This is a genomic window from Photobacterium sanctipauli, assembly GCF_003026495.1.
Taxonomy (GTDB): domain Bacteria; phylum Pseudomonadota; class Gammaproteobacteria; order Enterobacterales; family Vibrionaceae; genus Photobacterium; species Photobacterium sanctipauli.
In genome coordinates this window covers 26,233-47,956 of record NZ_PYMA01000018.1, presented here as the reverse complement: position 1 = coordinate 47,956, position 21,724 = coordinate 26,233, and the positions used below count along the sequence as shown (strand labels likewise).

The window sequence follows — 21,724 nt, the reverse complement described above, 5'->3', positions numbered from 1 at the left end:
GAATTAATGCCAGCCAACTAACCTTGCTTTTCCAGTTCATTCACCCGGAGCAGCAACTCCACATGTCGGGCCATATTGCCAATCTGAGCCGTCCCCATGATGGCGAGTTCTTCAGCCAGGAAGAGGTTTATATTCTCGGCGCCGAGCACCACGCTAACGCTGTCAGTAGGCAACGGAGAAATATCGAGAGTAAACTTCTGCAGCCAACTGGCATTCGCTGATTTATAGGTGAGCAGCGTGTTTGGTACCGAATAAACAGCCAGCAATGTACCGGACTCTAAAAAGAACCCGACTTCCCTCACCTCATATTCCAAACTGCCTTTGAATACCGCGCCCATACGTAGCTGAGTTGGACTTAACTCTTCCCAATCCGTAATCAACTCTCGTTGCTTCTCGTTACTCAACCGAGTCTGATCAACACTCGGCGTATAACTACGATTACCCGCGCCGATCCACTTGATCGCACCTTTGATGCCTTGGTTCTTCGCACTGATCAGCTCGGCCAATCCAGCCTTGGTGTACTGTACCGTCGGTGTACTCATGCTGTTGCTCCGGGATTCATTTCACTTATAACCACCATCCGTGTTGCACCGCCCCAATAAACAGAACCGATACAAACCGGTGATGGTGGTAATACACCATTCACCGAGTCATCATGATTGGTCACACCTTCCTGAGCGATACCAGAGAACCGAAAGCCTGACTCATTACCATGAGCCACAATCAGCTCAACCGTGTCCCGTTCCGACTTAGTATGTTCAATACGGGAAAGCATCCGTTCGACACTTCGCTTATTGGCAGGATGGCTACGCTTCCAAGCAATAACTTCTATATGATACGGCCCCGGAGGCTTATCCATTTGATACCAAGGACTCACCTCGATATCACAATCAAGCGCATCCATTGCTACCGAGAGCCCATGCCGAGTACCGGCTTTACGGTGTATCTCAAAGGCCTTATCCGCTGTCTTGCGCTGTTGATCCAACGTATCTTCAGGGCGCCAGTCCATCACCCCACGTTCTGCCGCTAGCAAAGCAACAAACTCGTCGGGGCTATACAAAGGTTGTTTAAGCTCAGGAAAAGGATCCACCAGAAGATTGATTGCCTGATGCCAGGCGAACTCTAGTGACTCCTCTATAACAGTGCGGTTCTCCGGCTGAACGGAGACAAAAGGCTTACTCTGCCCGGACATCAATCACTACCTCCGTGCAATAAGGCGCCTCATCCCAATCACAAACCACATCTTGCGATGGTTCATGCACCTTGGCTCGCTTAGCACCCAACTCATAGAAGATATGCGCCACCTCTTCACGATCCACAATAGCCTCTAACCGATGAAGCCTATCCGCAAGCGATTCAGCAGCCTTCACCGCTTCCTCTTGCTGAACATGGTTACCCGGTTGAGCACCGGTGTATAAAGTCGCTACAATCCGATAAGGCTTTGGCGTTGCGCTCTTGGTCGAGATTTCATCAGACTCCTGCGCAATATCATCCCGCCTTAAATAATTCAGCGTCCTCGCCAATAACGCAGGACTCGCTCTACCGTCAGGGCTTTCACGGCTAAGTACTGCCACACAGACCTTACCCGAATTAGGCTCAATCATTTTTGGCCGTGCATCTTTAACCGGCATAGGCCGAGTGAGATTCTGAAACTCATACCGCATCACCACAGCATCAGGTTCAGATTCAATCTTAATCACCGGTCGCTCATCCAGCGTCAACGCATGGAACTTGTACCCCATGTGGGTACCCGTGGTATGAAACTGATAAGGCGCCAAATCAAACCGCTGCAATAGGCTTTCATTTGATTCCATCACCGGTGGCTTAGGCGGAAACACCGAATCATCACCCGGCTCCATCACCTGCCGTTTCAACCCATACTGCAACGCCAACAAATCCACCATGTCCGATTCAGTGACAAACTTGCGAAACATCTGCAACGCTTGGTGGTTATACTCACGAATTTCAGCAATACGCTTTAACACAAACGCCTGTGTTACCTGTGCCAGCAACTCAGCATCATTATCAAATGCCGATTGAAGCTCTACCGCTTTATCAGGATCACGCTCAGCACAGTAATCAACAGCAAAGCCAATGTACTCCTGTAGTAACGATTCAAAGTCAGGAACCTGAAATGCTCTCGGCAGATTCGAATTAGATATATTTGATGAACTCGTCATACACGCCCTTTTAGCTCAAGTGGCTTCCCGTTCCAGTCGCCACTCACCCGTACAATGAAGCCATTCTTCCCCGGTTCTGCACGGCACGACTTAGCATTGAAAGCCGTCAGCCCATTTGCCGGATTAGCCAGAGCTTCAAGAGTCAGGTTCTGCAAGATCATCGCTTCAGTTGGAGACTGAATTCTACCCAGCCTCTCAATAGCTCGATTGCCCACAGCTCTGCGCTTAACGCGGGAAGTCATAGACGTGGTCAACACCCGTTCAAAACGGCATTGCAATGCAGCCGCACCGTTGACCGTGCGGCCAGTTTGAGGATCGATTCCAATCATTGTTGTTGTGCCGGATTAGAGGTATCAGCACCCGTTTCTGGGGATGAATGTTTGTGGCCGTTGTATATCTTGCGGTCGGCCTGCATGGATCGCGTGTGATCAACAATCTCACCGTGATTCTTAAAGGTTGGCGCATACCACTCAACACCACCAGGATAATGCGCAGTCAGCTTGCCGCTATCGAGGTTGTAGAACTCTGTCATCCCATCACCGTAATCGGTCATCACTTCATGAGCTTCAGTGGTTGGACATGGGTACTGAGTGGAAGGAAGCCCCATTAACGCCACCGCATTATTGAGGTTGTCACCGCTGCCAAGATTTATCAGCAAGCACTGCTCGCCCACACTCGGACGACGATAATGACTCACCCGCCCTGCGCAATGAACAAAAAAAGGGATCCGCGTAGCCTTGTTCAAACCAGAAGTAACAGCAACCGTTGTCTTATCAGCCTTCGAGACCACACCAAGACGAATAATATTCGCTGCCGCCCTGCGGTTTTCTTCCAGCTCTTCACGTAGTGCCAGAACCTCTTCCTCAAGCGACCTGAGGCGTTTCATCAACTCCAACATCATGATGACTACTCCCCACAATCTGAAGCCACTCTTCGCCAACCGGCCCCATGTAAATACGCTGCTTTATGGTGACCACTCTCAAGAAAACCCCATTATCAGGGTCGAACTTACGGGGGATATTCGAAATCAGCCGGGTATCATCCACATCGTTAAAGCAACCAAACCGCTCATTCAATAGCTCTCGCTCAAGCCGAGTAGAAGCATCCAGCGCTTCCAAGTCGAAATCCCTGACAGCGGTCGGCACTTCTACCAAAAAACGCAACTCAATCTCATGCAGCTTACGGCCATCATTACCAGAATGATTTACAGGCTCACTCTCACCAACCTGATAAGTGATCAACGTATGAGTAGGCTCTTTGGCCTCACGCCGATAAGCAGAACCAATCTTGATGCCTAGCCGCTGCTCTAGCGTACCGACCACCAACATCACCCACTCACTTGGCACTCGAAAGAACGAATTTGAACTCATGGTGAAAGTGCTCCTCGAACTTGCGGTTTAACTCGGGAAGATAAGACTCAATAATCTCTTCGGACTGCTCCGAGATATCCATCGTCACCAGCTTGATAGACTTCCTTGCTCGGCTCTGGCGCCGGAACACCAACAGCTGATCACTATCCATTGGAGAGATAAACGCACCCTTGTAGAAATGCCGCCCAACCGTGACACCGTCACGACCTTGAACAGGCTTTCCCAACCGATGAACGCCCACTTCCCGTACACCAACCCACAGCTTCGATGTATGGCCACGCTGATACACCCGATAGCGTGTTTTCATCGCCTTACTATCGATGGATAGCTCATAGCCCAGGTCAGCCATCGATACCGCACGTAGCCAACGATTAGTTTTCACCACCGCCCGTCGTGCCGCCTTGGCCAACTCCACAGGCAACTGAGAAAACTTCTCCAGCACACGCGTATCAAGGATCATCTGTGAATTCAGACCAGCCATGTTTAGCCCCTGCCGATTCCAAGCTCATCAAGTATTCACGGGTGATTTGGCTATCCCCATCACGTCCCATATCAAGGGCATTTGAATGAGCTAGCACATAGCGCTTACCCTCATCCATCAGCGACGCTAATGGCGGTAACTCGGCATCAGTTAGAAGCCGTTTTACTTTATTGCCATTCAGCTCAGTGGACTTGATATAACCCTGAACCGTTCGCTGGCTGCCATCGGACAACATCACCACAATGGGACGGCCAAAGCAGCTTTGAAGCGAAGCCCGAACTAGCTCTCGGGCTCCTTCAAACTGGCTAGCCCCCTCACCAAACTGACTAGCCACCGTTAAACCAGCACGCCAGTCAGCAGCACACAGCCATCAGTGAATACACCCACCGGCACTTTCACCGAACCGTCAGCCGTTGGCGCTGTTTTGGTGAATTCACCATTGTGGAAATACGCCGGTTCTGATTCAAAAGCAGACGTATCCCCCGCCTTAATCGGCCCGTCAAACAAACCACGGTAAGTACAACTCACAACCTGACCTTCAGGACCCGAGTAATTGGGTACCACAATCAAAGAGCCATACTTAACCGGCACATCCTTGGTAAACCCGCCAGCAGGCGCTTTCAGGTCAATCTTATTTCCGTCAGCAATACGCATCGTAACTACCTGTCTTATTAACTAATGAGTGTGGGAATGATTAAGCGAACGTCACTTTAGAAATACCGCGGCGATCAACCATCTTAGAAGCCAGATCGTAAGTGATGCGGAACTTAGCACCGTCGCTGCTCCAGCCATCACCCGTTTCCAACCAAGGATCTTGCTCGCCATCTAGGAAGGCCATCACAACCGAATCGAAATGCTTACCGGTAAGAGCAATCGCACCATTCACCTCAGCCATTCGAGCCGTTTCAATCACCTTCTGGAACTTCTTATAAGCTGGGTTGAAGGTATCCGGCTTACTCGCCGTATTCAGCACCGCTTCGAGGTATGAAGCATGGTCAGGGTTTGCCAGTAGTACTTCACCGCGAAGATCCAACGCATCACCACCCGATGATGTCGCCGTCGCGAACGACTTATGCAGCGCCATAATCAAATCTTGGTAATCACCCTTTGTGATACCTGTTTTAAGATTGCCCCACTTGGTGCTCGTACCCGGGATATAAACCGACTTTCCATCACCCATTTGGCCAGAGAGGATCGCATTGAACATCAGCTTGTCAGACAGACGATAAGCCGACTGCATGAACTTACGGGGGATCTTAGAAATCAGCGCGATTTCATCATTGATGATCGCCTGACGGGTAAAGGCAATTTCACGGCCAAAGGTCGCCAGCTGGATCTTCTCGCCGCTACCTTTAATGGTCGCCGCTTTGTACTCACCGTCTTCTGATACCGCCATCAAATCCGGCGCATCATTAATCAGCACCAAATCCGTTTCTTTAAAGTTCGGCAGATTCTCGGTGTTTGCCAGCTCACGCCACAACGGCGCCCGAACCTTGGCTTCATCACGCATGACCGTCCGTACACCTTCGGTGATGATGTCGGCAAAATCACCACTGTTGAACGCCCTTGCCACCAGTTCATTCTTGTTACTGCAGAACTTGGCATCTTTGCCCACCAAGATCTCAGCCATATCCAACAGCGTTTTCATGCGATATGGATTATCTTTATCGACATTTTCGGTACCACAGCGCGAATTTAGCGCATTCTGCAGCGCATCTTTGGTGGTATTGCCGTTATCAACATGAATATGGGTATTGGTTGGCCCTGATGAAGCCTGATCACCACCATTCCCCTGCGGATCACGTCCTTGACCAGACGGTTCACTACCTTGAGCAGAAAGAGTCCCCAGGTTCTGCAGAATCTTCAGCGAGGCCTTCTCTTCCGAGCAATCCATATCATTGAGCATGTCATCGCGCAGCTCATCACTCACCTTGTGCTGAGCACACAGCGCACGAATCGCAGACTGGCGAGCGTTTTCTTTCTTCACTGCATTTTGCAGCGTATCGTTATCAAGTGGTTTTGGCATATCGTCACTTACCTGTTGTGATAGTTCGCTGCCTGCCGCACTTGCGGCCAGCGGTTGAGGTTCTGTTTTTGAAGTTGAAGGTTCTGGTTTGGGCTCAGAAATAGGGCTTTCTAACTGATTAAGCAAATCTTCCGGGGGATGCTTAAAGGCCTTGGCCTGCAAATCATCAAGGGAGACATTCTTGAGGCTGTTGGAGAGATCAACCGGATCGACAACCTCATCAATCAAGCCAAACTCCAGTGCTTCCTGCGCAGTAAACCAAGTCTCCTTGGCCATCGCCGCCAGCACATCGTCCAACGGCTTACCGCAGCGCTCCACATAAGCATCCGCAATGGTTTGTTTGGCGTTCTTCAGCTGGGTCAGCGCGCTATCCAGCTCATCTTCACCGCCCCATGCCCCAATCGACGGGTTGTGAATCATCAGCTTGGCGTTTTCCGGCATCTTCACCACATCGCAGGCCATCAGGAAATAGCTTGAGATAGACGCCACCAAGCCATCAACCACACCCACGGTTTTACCCTTATGCGCCTTGATGGCGTTATACATCGCCAGCCCTTCATACACCGAGCCGCCATAGCTCTGAATACGAAACTCAGCATCTTGGCTACCCACGGCCTGCAGCGCCCGCACCAAATCGATAGCCTCAATGTCATAGCTACCGATATCACCGTGGATCCACACCTTCACCGGCTGCTCTTCACCCTGATTGGTCAGAGTGAACCATGACTTATTCATCTTCGGCATTCTTTGCCTCTCTGTTCGTGTTTTGGCTCGTTTGATTCTTGCTGCTAGCGCTATGCTGAACCTTCGACGCAATGTTATGGGCAGGATCCGCCACACTCACAATCGCATCATCATTCATTGCCTGACGCTCAGCCTTAATCTCACGCCTGACTGATACAGGGTTGAAGTTACGTTCTCGCTGGTAATGGCTAAGCGACTGCAATCCCAACCGCGTACCTTTCTCAACCCCAGTCATCTCTTTAGCTGGGTCTATCCACGGCATGACTGGCGCTTGATAAATCGCATTCAATACCGACTCAGCATCAACATCCTTTGGCACTTTTAACTGACCAGAGAGAATCGCCATCTCCAGCGCTTGCCGATATTGCGGACGGGTCCAGCAGGTAACGAACTTGCGTTGAAGGATCCGGTATCGAGCAAAGGAATCGATAAGCTCTTGCCGCTGGGCCGAATAGGTTCCAGAGTAATGACGAGTCACACTAGAACAGTTCACGCCAGAACCTGCCGACGCTAATCGCATTTGGGCATCACGGAACGGACTACTCATCGACTCACTGCGATTGCTCTCCACCACACCCGCATCTTCACCAGGTGCCAGTTCAAAGCTGTTCCCCATACCAAGGAACACATCCCCACCACGGTCAAAGGCATCACTCACTTCAGTGCTGCTGTCACGCTTGATGAAATAAGCAAAGCGGCTAGCAATCTGCGCACTGATCCGCTCTGACTGATCGTAATCTTCTACATCCGCAATCAAGTCCATGACTGAATGCAGCAAGGTCACGCCTCGGTTCTGATGAAAACGACGGGTAAACTTCAGGTGAGTAACGAATCGCGCCTCAACTTCAGAGAACTCAAAACCCAACGCATCCCGCTGGATCAACACAGAGATAATCTGCCCTAATTTATTGCGACGAATCCCTTCATACACACCGCGCTCAGGCTCACTGATATTCACCGGCACATAATCCGGCTCAAACGGCTGCACCCCAAACGGCGTCCCAGATGGATAATCAATCTCTGGGTGATAGCCCATGTAATACCGCGCAAACACTTCCCCATCTCGCAACCAGGTACGGCAGGCCAACCACTCGGTTTCAGCCCGAGAGTGTTCACCATCGATATTTTGCTTAAGGGAAAACAGCTCAAACCATTCATTGATTTGCCGGGCAAACTCCGTATGTACATTGCCGGCTTTATCCAATGGCTGAGGTTCAATCATGATGCCGTTCGGCCCCACCACATTGGCGCAGAACTCATCAAGAATCGCAGTAACGAAAGGCGTGTTTTCATCCATATGCCGCGCCCGTTGGCGCAGCGACTTGGCATCTTTGTTTAACTGATTGGCTTTACTGGTAGAGCGAGGATTACGTTTCTTGGTGTGGGGGTTAGCAGGTAATGCAGCTTGATACTTGTTGATTAACGTTCGGTTGTGCATCCGTTCAAGCCCTGCCTTGGGGTTGAAGTAACCCACCACACGATCGGCAAGGTTGAATTTACTCAAGGTAATTCCTCCGGATCATGCTTCTGCGGCCCCCTTGCGACTCCCGAGCGATTAACGCCTGCAAGCGTTCAATCTCTCGTCGCACCGTTGCAAGGCTGGCAAAGGTCAGCTTTTCCCCTTCAGCAGTTTCCACCGACTGCTGCATCAAAATTTTCTGCTCGGCATCTAAGTACCACTGCAAGCGCTGGCGGTTCGTTATTGTCATCCGTAAATGCCCCTTGAATGCCTATATCGACTTCTTGGTTTTCGCTCAAACTTCGGCTGCTGATCGGCATCCACTACATTGATATTGAACTGCCACTCATCGGCCCAGCCCGGAGGGCTCTGCCAGTTCAGCTCATCACCGCCCTTGTAATGCATCCCCGCTTCGGCATACACGCACAGGTCAAACGCCTCATTCGCTTGTTTATCTGGCTTCTGCCAATCGCCGTTTTCATCAATATATTCGGCAGTCAGCTCATCAAACCACTCACGTTGGCACCAAGCAGGCAAATGGAAGAATCGAGAACCAAACTCAGCCCGACAATAGCTCGACGACACACGGTGTTTTAACCGGTTGGTATGAAGCAACAACAGCGGGATTTCACCATGCGCATGTTTAGAACGCTTATCGGGAAAGCTCTCTTTCACCAAGTCTTTCGGATCACGGCTCGCGCCTTTCACCAAACGGAACAAATGAGACATCCCCTGCCGCTTCAGGCGGTTGTAAAACTGATAACTCAGCTCAGTAACCGAAGTGGTTTTATTACCCACCTTTTCACCAGATCCACCGGAATCACACAGTGTCAGTAACGGCTTCATCACCCGGCCAGACTCATCCCCCAATGGATAGGTTTTCTTAATCACCTGATCAATCAACAAATCCCAATCCTCGGCATACACCGCAGGATTAATGCGATCACCATTGCGATGAGGTGTAGTCAGGATTTCAAAGCGGTCAATTACCCAACGTTGCAGCCCTTCCCCGAACACCTGAGCTTGCACCACAAACCGAGGGTTCTTGCGACCACCCTGCACATCGATACTCATGATCAGGAATCGACCTCCTTCAGGAATCACACCACGCGGATAGTCTCCAGCACGAGCCATCAGCTCATGCGCCCCCACTTCCTGACTTTGAGATTGATAAATATAGGGACGGCCAACATTGATGTTCATAAAGCTTTTCAGCGCTTCTTCATCACCGCTTTCATCATATTGCGCCTGGGCATTCAAGTAGCGATAAACCAACTTTTCCCAACTCGCATAAGCCGCCACAACGCCCTCAAACCAGAACGTTGCCCATTTGGACTTTCGATGCTGGCTTTCGTCTTCAACAACCTGACCATACTGGTCAACGCCACCTTCCCGAAACCAACGCCCAGCAAGGTTAAGTTTCTGCTTTTGCTTTTCTTCTATTCGATATGTACAGCGAGGACACTCACAATACGCTGTGTTAGCCGCATCCTGGTAGTCCTCATGGTCATCCCACTTCAGCGTCTCAAAAAGAGGCATGAACCACGCTTCGCAGTCAGGACACTGCCAGTAAAATCGTCGCCTATCGCCTTGGTTATACAAACCACCGATGCCCGAACAAGGCTGGCATTCATGAGGCTTCAACTGCGCATCCGGTTTTGGCTGACGAACAATACGCCCAGGGGAAGATTCAGCCATCGCCATTCCAGACGACTTAGCATTTTGTACCCGCATTAGCATGAGTTGAAACTTACTACCTTCTTCCCCCACCGAGTCATCACCGCGATCGTAATCGGTACAACCTGCATAACGATAAGTCGAGGCCGACAAACTAGTTTCCGTCGCGGAATCCAGCTTTAGCATCATGCCGTTCTTGAACACTTTACTGGTGAGGTTGTCATCCGCCTTGCGGCCAGTACGCAAATCACGAATAGGTTTGGTTTTGGTAAAGCAGCGATCTAAATCTATCTTACTCATATCGACCGCTTTGGTTTTGGTACTGTAGATAAGCAGCATGTCACCCGGCGCTTGAGTAACGGCGTAATTTATCCAGCCCTCAACCAAGGCTTTAGTCTTGCCCGAACGCGCAGGCCCCATCAAAATCACCGCTTCATAAATTCGACGAGACAGCGCATTCATCGGCTCACGCATATACGGCGTCATCGAACTCATAAACTTAGTGGTGTCCATTCCATCCGACACCCAGAGATACTCATCAGCGGCTTCCGCTGGGGTTTTATTCGCAGGCAAACACAAATAAGCCAAACTACGACGAATAGCCGCCGCATCGGCAAATTTATAATCGAATGTCATCGTTCACCGCCTCTAAATCAAAATTCAGTAATCTTTCGATATTCTCAAGTTGTTCCGCAGTCGCATCCGGTATCGCGGTTTCAATTCGGTTGATAGCTCCATCGGCAAACTTCTTAATCGCAGCGGTACTCTTGGCGATTTCATTCTCGTAGTCTTCACGCAGGATCAACTCGCCAGTGTCTTTCGATAGGCTCAGCTTCTCTCGCTCTGCCTGAACAAACGCCCGCAGCTCAGCGGCGGTTGGAAAGCCCATTAGATCCGGAGCGTCTGACTCTTTCACTGGCGCTTTACACAAATACGGCGCCACCTGACACACATCGTATAGCGGCGCATTACCCTTGAAGGCCACCGGCTCAATACCTGCCGCTTTAAGGCGTTTACGTACCGTCGAACGGTGAGAGCCAAACTGCTCTAACTCACTGGTATTCCATAATCGTTTTTCATTATTCATGGCTTCCTCGGAAATAGCCCAGTCTCTCCCGGTGTCACGCCCGTCTCGCCCACGGTGACGTTGCCGCTCATGTCGCGCTTACTCGCGTGGCTAGTGCCTTTTTGATTCTGAATGCGCGCTCAGATGTAAGGAGGGCACCGTCTTAGCTAACGCAGCAGACAGCGAGGCACAAACGCAGAAGATGAAAATAGAAAAGAGAAATCACTCTTGAATGCAGGTCTGCGGGTTGTCGTAACAACGCCGCAAATTCTCGATGCGAGAAGCACACAACGAGAAATACATCAGCCAGACAGGATCACGCCTAACGGCCTCGCCCCACGTTAACGGAGGCGATTGATAAGGTTGAGTACAAGGAAGTAAATACGCCGCAGGCGGTTTAATCAGTGTTACTTTGTATTGGGTGACCACTGGCGGCGTTGTAGTACACCCAACGGTCAGCACCAGGAATAAGCAAATCAGCACAATTCGCATTGGCAATGTCCTTTTCAATTTGTAGTTGTGCTTGTGATGCGCGAGCCTGCCAACTTCGACGGGCTAAATCCGCCTGCTCAGCCGCTATACGTTCTCGCTCTGCCATGGCCTCTAGGTAAGCCACCGTCTGTTCCATGGATTGATTCACTGCGACCAGCTGTGCGATTTCTTGCGACTTGGCCTGAATATCCGCTTTCGATGCTTTTAAATCTCGTGATAAGAAGCCGTTCTCGACAAACAGCACCACCGCAATCAGTACCAGCACCACCAAACTAAAGCTCTTGAACTTACTCATAACCATTGAGGCAAATCCCCCGTTCACGTTCCCGCCGCGTCACTATGCCCAGACAATTGCTGGTTTCCACACGACAGTCTTTACCGTTCACATACACCCAGCGAGTAAACTCATTACAGGCTGCATCCAGCTCGCCAGCTTTGAGTTTTTTCAGGTAAGTCGAGCTGCGGAAATTACCCGCACCAAGGTTCATCACAAAGCTCACGGCCATATCGAACTTTGGCCCTTCGGGCAGCTTAACTTGTTGATTAACTACCTTTTCGGCGGCAGCAATATCATCAATAAACCATTGGGCAATTTCAGGTACTTCCGCTGTATCGCCCTGCTCTACCCCTTGGGTATGGCCAAGGCCGATGGTCCACACGTTGGCGCTGCACTGGTAAGCCGAGCTTTTACATCCTTCCAGCCCGGCCATAAACGCCAAGCCATCGTCACTGGTCTTTAAGTCGTGATGAGTACCTGCAACAAAAGCCAGTACAGCAGCCACCGCACAACCGGCCGCGCCGCTAGTCGTCTTCCATTTGTTCATAGGCTTTTCTCACATCAGGATGGTTCTGCAGGGCTTTGAGCATTCGGCGGCGATAGAGCCAGTTGATAACGGCGGTAAACAAGGTGGCAGCGATAGACACCACCACACCAATTTCATTGATGGATAAGCCAGACACCAAGCCGGTAAAACCCGCCCAGAGGTAGGCAAACCATCCGATCATCTTCTCTCTCATAGGCGAATTTCAGGTATAAAAAAACCGCCAGAACGGCGGTTAGGATTAGAGGTATAAAGCGCTAAAACGACAAAACCCCGCCGAGTGGGCGAGGTTTTGCAATGTGGTAAATATGCATCGTTTCAGGGTGAGTGTCAACGGTCATCTTATAGATAATTGTGATTAAAAGCATGCAATCCCCCCAAGCATAAGAAACATAACCTTTTTCATATTAAAAAACAAAACTCACACTTTATTGCACTTGAGTTTTGTAACGATTGATTTATTGATAGATTTTGTTGGGAAACCAATAAAAAAGCGCTAAAATCTGGTTCAATAAATGACGCTTTATGGTCAAACAACGAGTGATATCATGAAAATTCACGAGCTACGCCTAAAAAACTTCAGAAAATTTGTTGATACGCGTTTTTGCTTTAATACGAAATCCAATGTAACAGTACTTATTGGTGATAACGCAACAGGTAAATCTGCTATCTTAAACGCGTTATCCATTATGATGGGTAGTTACTTACTTGATTTCAAAGTTCCGCAAGCAGCACGACATATTCGTAAAGATGAAGTTCGCATTGCTCAAATCAAAACAGGTCAAATTGTTAGCTTAGAACCCCAGTGGACTGATGGTATTCAATTGTCTTGTATCGGTACTTTATCAGAAGTCGCTCCTAATGACACAACCTTAAGTAAACCATTCCTTTGGTCTAGAGAATTAACCTCAGAAGAAGGAAAAACAACAAGAATTAATGCAAAAAAAATTGCTAAAGCAGGTAGAGAAGCACGTATTAAGGTTGAGAACGGAGAAGAAGTTCTTCTACCTATTATTTCATATTATGGTACTGGTCGTCTTTGGCATAAAAAGCAGGACATCAAACTTTCAAAGCCAGACTCTCGTACCGTTGGCTATCGTGACTGCTTAGACCCAGCATCGAATCATCGTTTGTTTTTTAAATGGTTTAGTCGATTAGAACAAGCCGGTGTTCAAAAAAATAAAAAGTTCGATGTGCTAGAAGCTGTTCGTACAGCCGTAAAAACATGCATACCAAACTGTGAAAATTTTTACTTTGATCTTGAACTTCAAGAACTGATGGTTGAATTTTCCGATGGCACTTTATATAGCTTCGATAATTTAAGTGATGGTTATCGTAACATGTTAGCAATTGTTGCAGATATCGCACACCGGGCAGCTAGACTAAACCCACAACTAGGTAACCAAGCTGCAACTTTAACACCAGGAATTGTATTAATTGATGAAATTGATCTGCACTTACATCCAAAGTGGCAGCGTGAAATTGTTAACTCTTTAAGAAGTGCTTTTCCAAAAGTTCAATTTATAGTTTCTACTCATTCACCGTTCATCATTCAATCATTACAAAGAGGTGAGGTAATAGATTTAAATTCAGGAGAGAACCTAGCTCCAGAATTTGAGTTTAATGATGACGCTAGTAATAACATCGCTCAAACAGCTCAGCCATCACCTTCAAAAAGTTATAGTGAACGTAGCATTGAAGACATCGTTGAGGAGGTCATGGGAGTAAACATACCCTCACGGAGTGCTCGACTTGAACGGATGTACGAGGTCGCCAAAAGATATTATCAAGTTCTTGAAGAAAGCGAAAATGCCACAGAAGAAGAAAAAAATATTTTAAAACAGAAACTTGATGAACTTAGCGCACCTTTTAGTGACAGTGGTGATATAGCTTATTATGCTTTTTTAGAAATGGAAAGGCTCGCTGCCGGTCTAGGGAAGTCTAAAGTCAAGGATGAAGAGTAATGCGACCTGTAGAGCGTGGGACTATTCCAAAAGATGATAATGGTAACGACGTAGCTTATTCAAAATACCAAGATTCCAGAGGTGATTTAATAAAGCGCTTAGGTGATTACTGCTCATATTGCGAGATGCAGTTAGATGCAAGCCTTGCAGTTGAGCATGTTCAACCCAAAAAACCTAAAGGAGCAAATCAAGTCATTCAGTCAAGGTTACTTGACTGGAATAACTTCCTTCTTGCCTGTACAAACTGCAACTCAAATAAAGGAAGTACAGATATTGTACTATCTGACTATATTTGGCCTGATAAAAACAATACATTTAAAGCTATTGAATACCAAAAGGGCGGAATAGTTCGAGTTTCACCCACAGTAATTTCACCATTAAAAGAAAAAGTCGAGCGTTTAATTAATTTGGTAGGGCTGACCAAGCAACCATCGATAGAAAAAGAGGCAAGTGACCGTCGTTGGAATAAGCGTAGAATCGTTTGGGATAAAGCTGAAAGAGCAAAAGATCGTCTACAAAAGTGTAATAACGATTACATGCGAGAACAAATTATCGAAACAGCTGAAAGTGATGGCTTCTGGAGTGTTTGGATGACTGTATTCTATCAGGATGCTGATATGCTGAATCGATTATTATCCGCAGCATCATATAAAGGTACTTCTCGACAAAGCTTTGATCAAAACGGCTCCCCCTTAATAAGGGTTGCTGGGGAAATCTAAAACCAAAACATTCTAATTCATCGGCCGAATCGCTTCGGCCAATGTTTTCACAATATGTACAAATGCTACTAGAACGTACTCTAAATATTTCACTTTTCCTGAGACTTAGCTTCTAAGCCACCTCCCTCACCTCTTCATTTTCCCGCTCCACCCTGCTCTGCACTGCCAACACCGCCACTGTTCGCTGCCCTACTAACCACGCCACCAACTTGTTCAGCACCGTTGAGTACCGCTTGAAGCGTGTATAGGTGATCGGCAAGGTTTGACAAAACACAGCAAAGCGGGTTTCTGTCGTCCACTCTATGCGACCTTCTTTGCAGCATGGGCACTTGCGGGTGACGCGGTGTTTATTGGTTACCCTACCCACACCATTGCACTCGGGGCATAGCTGGCCGAGTTGTTGAGTGGCTTCGGCTATAGCGGTTAGGCACAAGGCCTCGATGGCTTGTTTGGGGTAAACGCCACGCCATGTTTGCATCACTTTGGCGGCTTCTAGCCAGGTTTGCTGGTATAGCTCTCTGGCTGAATCTCTGTCTGACAGCAGCTCAACAAACAGCACATGAAAGCCTATGGGCGACTCCTTCCAAGTAATGCCCACTATCGCCAACTGCTCATCAAGGCTCAGTAAGGCTTTACCGCCTGTGCGGGGACCATAGCTGATCCCCTTCATTCCGAATTTACCTAGCAACTTTTCAATTTTCATAATGTTATGCCGCCTCTTCGAGCGTTGTTACCATGCTGGCCGGAACCAGGCGGTAGTAGTAAACCAATTTGCCGTTAACGTGCTTGCACATCCGCTGCTTTACCAAGCCGGTATTGCTTGGCTTCACCTCTCGCAATCGGGCGCTAATCGCCGGTTGAGTATCAAAGGCATCAAACTTGGTTTGAATCCGCTGCTCTAAATCCCTCAGCGTTGACCATTCCAAGCCCAGCGCAGAAGACACGACTCGATTAAATTGGGTATCGGCACCTAGGGGGAGTCGCTTCTGTGCTTTCAAGTCTTCCACTTGCTGTTCAAAAGTTTGTTTTGTGTTCATGCGGCACACTCCACTTTTTCGCGAAAGTTGATTGTTAGCTCATCCGCAATACCACGCTTAAAACGGATCCGCTGCGTGACAGGAAAATACCCCGGTGTGAACAGCACAAACACACTCCCGAAGTTAACGCCTGTCTTCTTGGTGACGCCGTCAGGTTCGACGAAGTTGTATCGGCCATCAGGCTCATAAATAGCGGCGGCTTTGCCCTCGACATACTCCAGCCACCAACCGGTTAACGGCTCATACGGCAACAACATCATGCCCGAATGGCCTTTCTTGGCTTGCTCCAACGCCTTGCTTAGAAACTCAGGTTTCTTATCAAACGGCGGGTTACACCACCAATGCGATGCCCAGTCGCATTGCAAAGCATCAAAACCACGAACCGTAGCGTTCGGGTTCAACCTGAAAGCACATTGCTCTCGGCTGCGTTCAAACCATTCCGGTGATACATAGAACTCGGCACACTTCGTTGTTTCAGGCTCGGCGGCCACATCCAGCTCAAACGCGCGACCATACAAAGCTTGGGCATCCCAAAAACAAGGCCACTGTGTACCCCATCGATTCTTATCACTTTGGGCAGTCGTGCTCTTAATCAAAATCGCCATCACGCCGCCCTCGCAATGCCATGCGTATTCACACGCATCCAGATTTCGGCTTCGCGCTTACGCGGGGCTAGCTGATGCCGTGCCCACGGTGAACGGGTGTTAAGCAGCTCTAACATCGCATCAACTTGGTTAGCGGGTATGCCGTTGGTTTGCCATTTCTTCACGGTAGCGACAGATACCCAGCAGTGATCGGCAATCAGCTTTAAGGCCTGATCCTGCTTCAACTTACGGTGATGCATTAGGTGGCGTACAGCAGAACAAAACGCCTTTGATTTCAGTTCAGATTGAATCTGTTCGAGTGTTTGATATCTCATGCTGCGTTGCTCCCTTTCTTGATCCGGTAACTGCTCCAGTTGAAAGTCACCCATTTGCCGTCTTCCATAATGCGATCGACCGCGGCGCGCCCGAGGGTTTTCACTAGCTCATCACTCTGCAAGTTGGTGATGATGCCGGTTGGCCGTTCCTGCGTGTATCGCTCGTCGATAATACGATTAATCATTACCCGTTCGTTGTTGCTGTTGTGCTGAATGCCCAGCTCATCGAGTACCAGCAAATCAACCACGCTTAGGTAGCGGATGATTTCTGTCTCGCTGATTTCGGCTTCATTGCGGTAAGAGTCGCGGATCTTCAACATCAACTCAGCCACAGTGATCACCACTACAGAACGGCGCAGCTGCAACAACCCATTGGCGATAGCGCAGGCCAAGTGATTCTTACCCGTACCCGACGTTCCCGCAAAAATGAAACCACCCGGACGATGATTGATGTAGTCATCCAACAAGCGTTGCGCTTCAGCAAACGCCGCACGTTGGCCTGAGCAATGGGTGAAGTAGTTTTCAAACTTACAGCCCTGATGACGCTTCTTGATACCCGAGCGACCTATCGCTTTCGCTGCCAGCACCTGACGGTTTTCTTGATTCACCTTCTGGCGGAAGGCTTCTGCTTCTCGCTCGTGGATTTCGGCCATCTGCTCGGCGGTGTATGGCTGGACGTGTTTTGGCATCGCTTTGGCCAATCGATTCATGATGTTCATCAGTAACCCTCCGGTGGTCCGTAGTTGCCATTACTAGCCCCCATGCGCAGAACCGTTGAGTCCTGCTTGCTTTGACGCTCACTCGCCCACTTATTGGCATTGCGCATGCCGTTACGCCAGGCGGCAATCCAGTCGGTGTACTTCGAACCTCGGGCAATCATGGCGTCGGCCCATTGGTTGGTGGCATCGTGCACATCCAGCGAGAAGTTTTGCTGGGCATACCACTGCGCCATCTCATCCGATACGTGGAACTGAGCAGGCAGCAAGGTTTTCGATGGCTTGCGTGTTTTGCTCGTTGGTTTATCAAGATTGCTTGCTTGGGGGACTATAGGGGGATCTTTAAGATCTGATGGATCTAATGATGGTTTGGGGTCAGCCTCCGGCCCACCCTTTGCCGAAATCTGCCCTAGGTCAGAATTCGACCTAGGTTGATTTTCGACTGGGGTAGAATCGCTGTTTTGCAGCTGACGAACATCAATCCAATACATGTTGGTGTCGTTGTTTTTAGCCCCTTCTTTGGCTGGTTTCACCCGACATTCTTTAGTGATAATCCGCATCTCACACAGGCTTTTGATCTGCGCTTTCACCGTAGAACGGGATACCCCACACTTCTTCGCCAACCGTTCTAAACTCGGCCAACAATAGCCTTCGTCGTTGGCAAAATCAGCAAGGCAAAGCATGATGAGCTTCGCGTTGCCTTTGAGGTTATCGGCGTCCCATACCGCCGTCATTACTTTGATACTCATAACGCCAGACCTGCTCTCATCTGTTGGAAAATCCAATGGGCTTCAACAGGTGAGACTTCAAACTTGCGCCTGCCGTTACTGGCCATCCATACCGAATGGCCCTGATTCAGAATTAGATAAAGACTCATTGCACGAAATCCTTACGCGGCTTTGTTAGCCATCAAGTTCTCTAGGTATCCCAGTAGTGGTTTGTGAGAACCCTCACTCTCCTGCACTTCTTTGTAAGCGGTACGGAGTTGGTCCAGCGAGGCGTTCTCGGGCAGCATCAGTAGCGTGGTCAGTGCTTCTGATGATTCTTTGTTGAAGTGAGCCAGCAAGCGATCGCGGCCAGAACTGCAGTCACTCTCCCCTATTGATGCCACCGAAAAGCCCAGTGGATTGAGGAAGATATTGAGTGCATCACAAGCCCGTTGCTTGGGCATGGCGAGTAAGATAGCCGGAAGCAGATCCATGATATTGGCTTTGGCCTCAGCCGATACCCGCTCGTTGTAGCGCCAGAAGTTTTGTGAGTTGTTGGCATCATCGGCACCAGGTACTTTCAGGATCCGCTTTCTTGGGGCATCCGGTTCATGATGCAGATTCAGCTTGTAATAATTGCGAGCGACTTTATTGGCGATGAACTCCTTGGTGACTTCACACCGCCAACTTTCTATCGCGTTACGCATAACGCTTTTTAGACTTACCATTGTTGTTTCCTTACGTTGGTTGATTGTTTGTAATCACCGTTAATCGTCTGATTACCCTATAATTACTAGGCTACTTTTCTATATAGGCTGCTGTCATACTTGAGCCTCCCATTAGTTAAGTACTCAAGTTTAAGTGCCTGTTTTTCTGGAATTACATCACTCCACTGGGATATTGAACCCGGTGATATACCAAGAGCTTCAGCAATATTGATTCGTTTTTTAAAATACTTGATTACATCGGACTTAAGCATAAACCACCAAATCTTAGAAAACTAAGATTCTAAGCTTAGGAAACTAATGCCGTCAAGGTTTAGAATACTTAAATTATGGATATTTCAGATCGCATCAAAGAACGCATGCAGGCCCTAGGGCTAAAAGGCGTAGATATTAGCAAGGCTACTGGAGTCTCCAGTGGTGGGGTCAGCCAATGGGTAAACGGCATGACAAAACCCAGGGGCGAAAAGCTTATTGCTTTAGCTCGGGTATTAGATTGCGAACCTGATTGGCTTTTATTTGGTGAACAGAAGCCATCTAAAAAGACAACGAGCTCTAACGTAACTTATGGTCCCGACATTAAAGGCTACTTTCCTTTGATTAGTTGGGTGCAAGCTGGTGCTTGGAGTACTATCGAAGAAATTAGTATTTCAGAAGCCACTCGTTACCCATGCCCTGTGAAATGCAGCGAAGACAGCTTTGTACTTAAAGTTCAAGGTGTAAGCATGGAACCCGTTTTTCGAGATGGTGATCTCATATTTGTTGATCCTCAAGTTGAGTGGAGGCATGGCTCTTACATTGTTGCTCGTCTAGATGATAAAAATGAAGCAACATTTAAACAACTCATCATCGAGGGTGGCCAGAAATTCTTAAAGCCTGCAAACCCAAATTGGCCGGAACAAATCATTCCCGTTAATGGTAACTGCACTATTGTTGGTGTCGTTGTTTTCTCAGGTAGATCCTTCAGCTAATCCCTTTCTATGTTTCAAGAAAAAGCCGCTTATGCGGTTTTTTTTACCCCATCAATCTTAGAAAACTAAAAATCATCATTGACAACAAATCTTAGATAGCTAAGATTAATTAAGAATCAGATGTAAAGTTATCTAAGGAATGACCATGAAAGAACTCAATCAAATCGTCACAACCAAGCTTGCCAACATGATCGATGACGGATCCATCGAGAAAATGATCGAAGATCAGCTAGAAAAGCTGATGCAAGATACCGTTAATGCTGCTCTTCGCAGGTATAGTGACTTTGGCAAATCACTTACCGAGACAATTGAAGCGTCTATAGGTACTTCACTCAACAAAGTTTCGTTTCCAGAGTACAACCACTTCGTAGCCCAGTTGGTGCAGGAAAAATACGGCCAGGCATTAGATAAACACGCCGCTACCCTACTGGATGAATTACTCAAAGCTGAGCTTAGCCCGGTTCCTGAAGAACTGGACGCACACAACATGCTGGATGAAATTCGAAGCTGTTGGGAAGAATCGGCCCAAGAGAATGGTGGTGAAATAAATATAGATTGGGATGAACGAGATACCGCTATTTATATGACTATCAAACATCCCGAATATGATTGGCAATCAATAAAAGTCACCTTCTACAACCACGGCGAAAAAGACTGCCAATACCACATCGGCTATATCAACGAAGACGATAAACGGATCAGCGGAAGCATTACCGGCGCCACTCACGCAATGGGTTTAGCGGGTTACTTCTACAAACTCTACTGCCGACAAACCAAAATCTCTGGCCTGCAAAATATCTACGGCGAGAGCATTGATGTTTTTGATTATTAAAAGAAAACCCCGACTCAGGGACCAATCCGAATCGGGGTATCTCGTGCAATGAGTCCTCATCGAGGCTCAACTTTAGAATAACCCAGGGCTGACCACCCTGCAAGACCACAATCTGATTATCAATATTCACATAAGGAAATCGTGCAATGAGAGAACCAGTGAAGAACAGTATTGAGGCATTTATTGTTAAGCATATAGATAAACAACTTCAGGCTGAGGGTTATCTCCCATCAGAAATTGATCGCGGAATTAATGAAGCATTACGTTTCTACCGTACTACCGTCACTTTCAGTAAAGGTAAAGTATTCGATAGCTGTTTAACTAAGGCGCGTCATCTTATTAAGCCAACAAAGAAAGCCGCCACTCGCAGTAATAAAAAGAAAAAGGCGGCAGCATGAATAAAGAAGATCGCCTTCGCGAGCAAGGCCGCCGACGCGCCCAACGTTTTCGCGACAACCAAAAGAGTAATGGCGTGACTAACTTTCCCCTGCCCTTGGAACAAAAGGAAGTGGAACAGCTCAACGAGATTTGCCGCTTCTTCTCGCAACCAGGTACACCATGCAAACAAGCTGAAGCATTGCAGTTATTGATCCACCGCGTTCACGCCGAGATTCCGGTGATCAAAGAAAAGCTCGGCACCTGCAAATATTGCGGCGAGTCATTACCCGAAGGCTGCGCCAACTTAAATCAAGGTGGACTGTTCAAAGGTGATGCCCGTTGTTGGCATACCACCAACCGAGTCCGACTTTTCGAACCACGGCTTCTACCAAAAACAACGGAGGTTTCATGATGGAATATTTAGCCCCACTCATCTACTCCAC

General features: G+C 48.3%; 33 protein-coding genes. 6 read left to right on the top strand and 27 right to left on the bottom strand.

Translation table 11 applies throughout. The features are described from left to right. Nucleotides 1-17: 17 nt before the first annotated feature. The 18 genes from C9I98_RS21640 to C9I98_RS21555 all read right to left on the bottom strand — a co-directional run bounded on the left by C9I98_RS21640 (nucleotide 18) and on the right by C9I98_RS21555 (nucleotide 12,500). On the bottom strand, nucleotides 18-542 hold the full coding sequence (locus tag C9I98_RS21640) for a phage tail-collar fiber domain-containing protein (RefSeq protein WP_036817382.1): 525 nt from the start codon (nucleotides 540-542) through the stop codon (nucleotides 18-20). Then, the gene (locus tag C9I98_RS21635; protein ID WP_036817379.1) at nucleotides 539-1,192 is read right to left on the bottom strand and encodes a phage tail protein I; all 654 of its coding nucleotides are present in this window, start codon (nucleotides 1,190-1,192) and stop codon (nucleotides 539-541) included. The genes C9I98_RS21640 and C9I98_RS21635 overlap by 4 nt, the downstream gene beginning before the upstream one ends. Next, on the bottom strand, nucleotides 1,176-2,180 hold the full coding sequence (locus C9I98_RS21630; RefSeq protein ID WP_036817377.1) for a baseplate J/gp47 family protein: 1,005 nt from the start codon (nucleotides 2,178-2,180) through the stop codon (nucleotides 1,176-1,178). The genes C9I98_RS21635 and C9I98_RS21630 overlap by 17 nt, the downstream gene beginning before the upstream one ends. Beyond that, complete coding sequence (locus C9I98_RS21625) at nucleotides 2,177-2,422, bottom strand: phage baseplate protein (RefSeq protein ID WP_245907218.1); 246 nt, start codon at nucleotides 2,420-2,422, stop codon at nucleotides 2,177-2,179. The genes C9I98_RS21630 and C9I98_RS21625 overlap by 4 nt, the downstream gene beginning before the upstream one ends. 83 nt (nucleotides 2,423-2,505) lie before the next feature. Further along, nucleotides 2,506-3,066 (bottom strand): phage baseplate assembly protein V, encoded by a 561-nt coding sequence (locus C9I98_RS21620; protein WP_245907217.1) that lies wholly within the window; start codon nucleotides 3,064-3,066, stop codon nucleotides 2,506-2,508. Beyond that, on the bottom strand, nucleotides 3,044-3,550 hold the full coding sequence (locus C9I98_RS21615; RefSeq protein WP_051901873.1) for a hypothetical protein: 507 nt from the start codon (nucleotides 3,548-3,550) through the stop codon (nucleotides 3,044-3,046). The genes C9I98_RS21620 and C9I98_RS21615 overlap by 23 nt, the downstream gene beginning before the upstream one ends. Beyond that, on the bottom strand, nucleotides 3,516-4,031 hold the full coding sequence (locus C9I98_RS21610; RefSeq protein WP_036817370.1) for a hypothetical protein: 516 nt from the start codon (nucleotides 4,029-4,031) through the stop codon (nucleotides 3,516-3,518). Before C9I98_RS21610 ends, C9I98_RS21615 begins: the two co-directional genes overlap by 35 nt. After that, nucleotides 4,000-4,365 carry a hypothetical protein gene (locus C9I98_RS21605; protein WP_036817367.1) on the bottom strand — a complete coding sequence of 122 codons (366 nt, stop codon included), beginning with the start codon at nucleotides 4,363-4,365 and terminating at the stop codon, nucleotides 4,000-4,002. Before C9I98_RS21605 ends, C9I98_RS21610 begins: the two co-directional genes overlap by 32 nt. A 2-nt stretch (nucleotides 4,366-4,367) precedes the next feature. Then, on the bottom strand, nucleotides 4,368-4,685 hold the full coding sequence (locus C9I98_RS21600) for a hypothetical protein (RefSeq protein ID WP_036817365.1): 318 nt from the start codon (nucleotides 4,683-4,685) through the stop codon (nucleotides 4,368-4,370). A 40-nt stretch (nucleotides 4,686-4,725) separates the two neighbouring features. Further along, nucleotides 4,726-6,792, bottom strand: a complete 2,067-nt coding sequence (locus C9I98_RS21595) for a ClpP-like prohead protease/major capsid protein fusion protein (RefSeq protein ID WP_245907216.1) — start codon at nucleotides 6,790-6,792, stop codon at nucleotides 4,726-4,728. Next, nucleotides 6,785-8,305, bottom strand: a complete 1,521-nt coding sequence (locus tag C9I98_RS21590) for a phage portal protein (RefSeq protein ID WP_245907215.1) — start codon at nucleotides 8,303-8,305, stop codon at nucleotides 6,785-6,787. Before C9I98_RS21590 ends, C9I98_RS21595 begins: the two co-directional genes overlap by 8 nt. Further along, nucleotides 8,298-8,510 (bottom strand): hypothetical protein, encoded by a 213-nt coding sequence (locus tag C9I98_RS21585; protein WP_036817360.1) that lies wholly within the window; start codon nucleotides 8,508-8,510, stop codon nucleotides 8,298-8,300. Before C9I98_RS21585 ends, C9I98_RS21590 begins: the two co-directional genes overlap by 8 nt. Further along, on the bottom strand, nucleotides 8,507-10,573 hold the full coding sequence (locus tag C9I98_RS21580; protein WP_036817358.1) for a terminase gpA endonuclease subunit: 2,067 nt from the start codon (nucleotides 10,571-10,573) through the stop codon (nucleotides 8,507-8,509). Before C9I98_RS21580 ends, C9I98_RS21585 begins: the two co-directional genes overlap by 4 nt. Further along, on the bottom strand, nucleotides 10,557-11,024 hold the full coding sequence (locus C9I98_RS21575; RefSeq protein WP_036817356.1) for a DUF1441 family protein: 468 nt from the start codon (nucleotides 11,022-11,024) through the stop codon (nucleotides 10,557-10,559). The genes C9I98_RS21580 and C9I98_RS21575 overlap by 17 nt, the downstream gene beginning before the upstream one ends. A 201-nt stretch (nucleotides 11,025-11,225) precedes the next feature. Then, entirely contained in the window at nucleotides 11,226-11,495 is a 270-nt protein-coding gene (gene lysC, locus C9I98_RS27170) for an Rz1-like lysis system protein LysC (RefSeq protein ID WP_420848067.1), read from the bottom strand. Continuing rightward, entirely contained in the window at nucleotides 11,401-11,790 is a 390-nt protein-coding gene (locus C9I98_RS21565) for a hypothetical protein (RefSeq protein ID WP_036817354.1), read from the bottom strand. Before C9I98_RS21565 ends, lysC begins: the two co-directional genes overlap by 95 nt. Further along, nucleotides 11,783-12,319, bottom strand: a complete 537-nt coding sequence (locus tag C9I98_RS21560) for a lysozyme (RefSeq protein WP_051901871.1) — start codon at nucleotides 12,317-12,319, stop codon at nucleotides 11,783-11,785. Before C9I98_RS21560 ends, C9I98_RS21565 begins: the two co-directional genes overlap by 8 nt. Further along, the gene (locus C9I98_RS21555; protein ID WP_158262707.1) at nucleotides 12,297-12,500 is read right to left on the bottom strand and encodes an HP1 family phage holin; all 204 of its coding nucleotides are present in this window, start codon (nucleotides 12,498-12,500) and stop codon (nucleotides 12,297-12,299) included. The genes C9I98_RS21560 and C9I98_RS21555 overlap by 23 nt, the downstream gene beginning before the upstream one ends. 364 nt (nucleotides 12,501-12,864) lie before the next feature. Between C9I98_RS21555 and C9I98_RS21550 the strand changes: the two genes are divergently transcribed. Then, the gene (locus C9I98_RS21550) at nucleotides 12,865-14,280 is read left to right on the top strand and encodes an AAA family ATPase (RefSeq protein WP_036816021.1); all 1,416 of its coding nucleotides are present in this window, start codon (nucleotides 12,865-12,867) and stop codon (nucleotides 14,278-14,280) included. Then, entirely contained in the window at nucleotides 14,280-14,999 is a 720-nt protein-coding gene (locus tag C9I98_RS21545; protein ID WP_036815987.1) for an HNH endonuclease, read from the top strand. The genes C9I98_RS21550 and C9I98_RS21545 overlap by 1 nt, the downstream gene beginning before the upstream one ends. Before the next feature lie 112 nt (nucleotides 15,000-15,111). Here the strand turns inward: C9I98_RS21545 and C9I98_RS21540 are convergent, their stop codons facing one another. From C9I98_RS21540 to C9I98_RS27165, 9 genes are all read right to left on the bottom strand, one after another. Beyond that, nucleotides 15,112-15,702, bottom strand: a complete 591-nt coding sequence (locus tag C9I98_RS21540; RefSeq protein WP_036815989.1) for a hypothetical protein — start codon at nucleotides 15,700-15,702, stop codon at nucleotides 15,112-15,114. 4 nt (nucleotides 15,703-15,706) lie between these two features. After that, nucleotides 15,707-16,036: a hypothetical protein gene (locus C9I98_RS21535; protein WP_051901767.1), complete on the bottom strand. Its 330-nt coding sequence runs from the start codon at nucleotides 16,034-16,036 to the stop codon at nucleotides 15,707-15,709. Further along, nucleotides 16,033-16,641: a DNA N-6-adenine-methyltransferase gene (locus tag C9I98_RS21530; RefSeq protein ID WP_036815991.1), complete on the bottom strand. Its 609-nt coding sequence runs from the start codon at nucleotides 16,639-16,641 to the stop codon at nucleotides 16,033-16,035. Before C9I98_RS21530 ends, C9I98_RS21535 begins: the two co-directional genes overlap by 4 nt. Further along, a complete protein-coding gene (locus C9I98_RS21525; protein WP_036815994.1) occupies nucleotides 16,641-16,955 on the bottom strand; it encodes a hypothetical protein in 315 nt (104 codons plus the stop codon). Before C9I98_RS21525 ends, C9I98_RS21530 begins: the two co-directional genes overlap by 1 nt. Beyond that, nucleotides 16,952-17,674 (bottom strand): ATP-binding protein, encoded by a 723-nt coding sequence (locus C9I98_RS21520; RefSeq protein WP_036815996.1) that lies wholly within the window; start codon nucleotides 17,672-17,674, stop codon nucleotides 16,952-16,954. Before C9I98_RS21520 ends, C9I98_RS21525 begins: the two co-directional genes overlap by 4 nt. Next, nucleotides 17,674-18,420 carry a helix-turn-helix domain-containing protein gene (locus C9I98_RS21515; protein ID WP_051901769.1) on the bottom strand — a complete coding sequence of 249 codons (747 nt, stop codon included), beginning with the start codon at nucleotides 18,418-18,420 and terminating at the stop codon, nucleotides 17,674-17,676. Before C9I98_RS21515 ends, C9I98_RS21520 begins: the two co-directional genes overlap by 1 nt. Then, nucleotides 18,417-18,548 (bottom strand): hypothetical protein, encoded by a 132-nt coding sequence (locus C9I98_RS27060; protein ID WP_275451424.1) that lies wholly within the window; start codon nucleotides 18,546-18,548, stop codon nucleotides 18,417-18,419. The genes C9I98_RS21515 and C9I98_RS27060 overlap by 4 nt, the downstream gene beginning before the upstream one ends. Before the next feature lie 12 nt (nucleotides 18,549-18,560). Next, nucleotides 18,561-19,106, bottom strand: a complete 546-nt coding sequence (locus C9I98_RS21510; protein WP_036815999.1) for a hypothetical protein — start codon at nucleotides 19,104-19,106, stop codon at nucleotides 18,561-18,563. Nucleotides 19,107-19,171: 65 nt separating this feature from the next. After that, complete coding sequence (locus tag C9I98_RS27165; protein ID WP_036816000.1) at nucleotides 19,172-19,357, bottom strand: Cro/CI family transcriptional regulator; 186 nt, start codon at nucleotides 19,355-19,357, stop codon at nucleotides 19,172-19,174. A gap of 75 nt (nucleotides 19,358-19,432) precedes the next feature. On the opposite strand from C9I98_RS27165, the gene C9I98_RS21500 reads away from it, so the two are divergent. From C9I98_RS21500 to C9I98_RS21485, 4 genes are all read left to right on the top strand, one after another. Further along, nucleotides 19,433-20,071, top strand: a complete 639-nt coding sequence (locus C9I98_RS21500) for a LexA family protein (protein ID WP_036816001.1) — start codon at nucleotides 19,433-19,435, stop codon at nucleotides 20,069-20,071. 145 nt (nucleotides 20,072-20,216) lie between these two features. Beyond that, nucleotides 20,217-20,903 (top strand): hypothetical protein, encoded by a 687-nt coding sequence (locus C9I98_RS21495; RefSeq protein ID WP_036816002.1) that lies wholly within the window; start codon nucleotides 20,217-20,219, stop codon nucleotides 20,901-20,903. Between the two features lie 146 nt (nucleotides 20,904-21,049). Continuing rightward, a complete protein-coding gene (locus C9I98_RS21490; protein ID WP_036816005.1) occupies nucleotides 21,050-21,301 on the top strand; it encodes a hypothetical protein in 252 nt (83 codons plus the stop codon). Further along, complete coding sequence (locus C9I98_RS21485) at nucleotides 21,298-21,693, top strand: hypothetical protein (RefSeq protein WP_036816007.1); 396 nt, start codon at nucleotides 21,298-21,300, stop codon at nucleotides 21,691-21,693. The genes C9I98_RS21490 and C9I98_RS21485 overlap by 4 nt, the downstream gene beginning before the upstream one ends. The last annotated feature ends 31 nt before the right edge of the window (nucleotides 21,694-21,724 follow it).

Coding starts and splice junctions, on each gene's coding strand:
- C9I98_RS21640 (WP_036817382.1), bottom strand. CDS start 542: ATGAGTACACCGACGGTACAGTACACCAAGGCTGGATTGGCCGAGCTG.
- C9I98_RS21635 (WP_036817379.1), bottom strand. CDS start 1,192: ATGTCCGGGCAGAGTAAGCCTTTTGTCTCCGTTCAGCCGGAGAACCGC.
- C9I98_RS21630 (WP_036817377.1), bottom strand. CDS start 2,180: ATGACGAGTTCATCAAATATATCTAATTCGAATCTGCCGAGAGCATTT.
- C9I98_RS21625 (WP_245907218.1), bottom strand. CDS start 2,422: ATGACTTCCCGCGTTAAGCGCAGAGCTGTGGGCAATCGAGCTATTGAG.
- C9I98_RS21620 (WP_245907217.1), bottom strand. CDS start 3,066: ATGAAACGCCTCAGGTCGCTTGAGGAAGAGGTTCTGGCACTACGTGAA.
- C9I98_RS21615 (WP_051901873.1), bottom strand. CDS start 3,550: ATGAGTTCAAATTCGTTCTTTCGAGTGCCAAGTGAGTGGGTGATGTTG.
- C9I98_RS21610 (WP_036817370.1), bottom strand. CDS start 4,031: ATGGCTGGTCTGAATTCACAGATGATCCTTGATACGCGTGTGCTGGAG.
- C9I98_RS21600 (WP_036817365.1), bottom strand. CDS start 4,685: ATGCGTATTGCTGACGGAAATAAGATTGACCTGAAAGCGCCTGCTGGC.
- C9I98_RS21595 (WP_245907216.1), bottom strand. CDS start 6,792: ATGAATAAGTCATGGTTCACTCTGACCAATCAGGGTGAAGAGCAGCCG.
- C9I98_RS21585 (WP_036817360.1), bottom strand. CDS start 8,510: ATGACAATAACGAACCGCCAGCGCTTGCAGTGGTACTTAGATGCCGAG.
- C9I98_RS21580 (WP_036817358.1), bottom strand. CDS start 10,573: ATGACATTCGATTATAAATTTGCCGATGCGGCGGCTATTCGTCGTAGT.
- C9I98_RS21575 (WP_036817356.1), bottom strand. CDS start 11,024: ATGAATAATGAAAAACGATTATGGAATACCAGTGAGTTAGAGCAGTTT.
- lysC (WP_420848067.1), bottom strand. CDS start 11,495: ATGCGAATTGTGCTGATTTGCTTATTCCTGGTGCTGACCGTTGGGTGT.
- C9I98_RS21565 (WP_036817354.1), bottom strand. CDS start 11,790: ATGAGTAAGTTCAAGAGCTTTAGTTTGGTGGTGCTGGTACTGATTGCG.
- C9I98_RS21560 (WP_051901871.1), bottom strand. CDS start 12,319: ATGAACAAATGGAAGACGACTAGCGGCGCGGCCGGTTGTGCGGTGGCT.
- C9I98_RS21555 (WP_158262707.1), bottom strand. CDS start 12,500: ATGATCGGATGGTTTGCCTACCTCTGGGCGGGTTTTACCGGCTTGGTG.
- C9I98_RS21550 (WP_036816021.1), top strand. CDS start 12,865: ATGAAAATTCACGAGCTACGCCTAAAAAACTTCAGAAAATTTGTTGAT.
- C9I98_RS21545 (WP_036815987.1), top strand. CDS start 14,280: ATGCGACCTGTAGAGCGTGGGACTATTCCAAAAGATGATAATGGTAAC.
- C9I98_RS21540 (WP_036815989.1), bottom strand. CDS start 15,702: ATGAAAATTGAAAAGTTGCTAGGTAAATTCGGAATGAAGGGGATCAGC.
- C9I98_RS21535 (WP_051901767.1), bottom strand. CDS start 16,036: ATGAACACAAAACAAACTTTTGAACAGCAAGTGGAAGACTTGAAAGCA.
- C9I98_RS21530 (WP_036815991.1), bottom strand. CDS start 16,641: ATGGCGATTTTGATTAAGAGCACGACTGCCCAAAGTGATAAGAATCGA.
- C9I98_RS21525 (WP_036815994.1), bottom strand. CDS start 16,955: ATGAGATATCAAACACTCGAACAGATTCAATCTGAACTGAAATCAAAG.
- C9I98_RS21520 (WP_036815996.1), bottom strand. CDS start 17,674: ATGAACATCATGAATCGATTGGCCAAAGCGATGCCAAAACACGTCCAG.
- C9I98_RS21515 (WP_051901769.1), bottom strand. CDS start 18,420: ATGAGTATCAAAGTAATGACGGCGGTATGGGACGCCGATAACCTCAAA.
- C9I98_RS27060 (WP_275451424.1), bottom strand. CDS start 18,548: ATGAGTCTTTATCTAATTCTGAATCAGGGCCATTCGGTATGGATGGCC.
- C9I98_RS21510 (WP_036815999.1), bottom strand. CDS start 19,106: ATGGTAAGTCTAAAAAGCGTTATGCGTAACGCGATAGAAAGTTGGCGG.
- C9I98_RS27165 (WP_036816000.1), bottom strand. CDS start 19,357: ATGCTTAAGTCCGATGTAATCAAGTATTTTAAAAAACGAATCAATATT.
- C9I98_RS21500 (WP_036816001.1), top strand. CDS start 19,433: ATGGATATTTCAGATCGCATCAAAGAACGCATGCAGGCCCTAGGGCTA.
- C9I98_RS21495 (WP_036816002.1), top strand. CDS start 20,217: ATGAAAGAACTCAATCAAATCGTCACAACCAAGCTTGCCAACATGATC.
- C9I98_RS21490 (WP_036816005.1), top strand. CDS start 21,050: ATGAGAGAACCAGTGAAGAACAGTATTGAGGCATTTATTGTTAAGCAT.
- C9I98_RS21485 (WP_036816007.1), top strand. CDS start 21,298: ATGAATAAAGAAGATCGCCTTCGCGAGCAAGGCCGCCGACGCGCCCAA.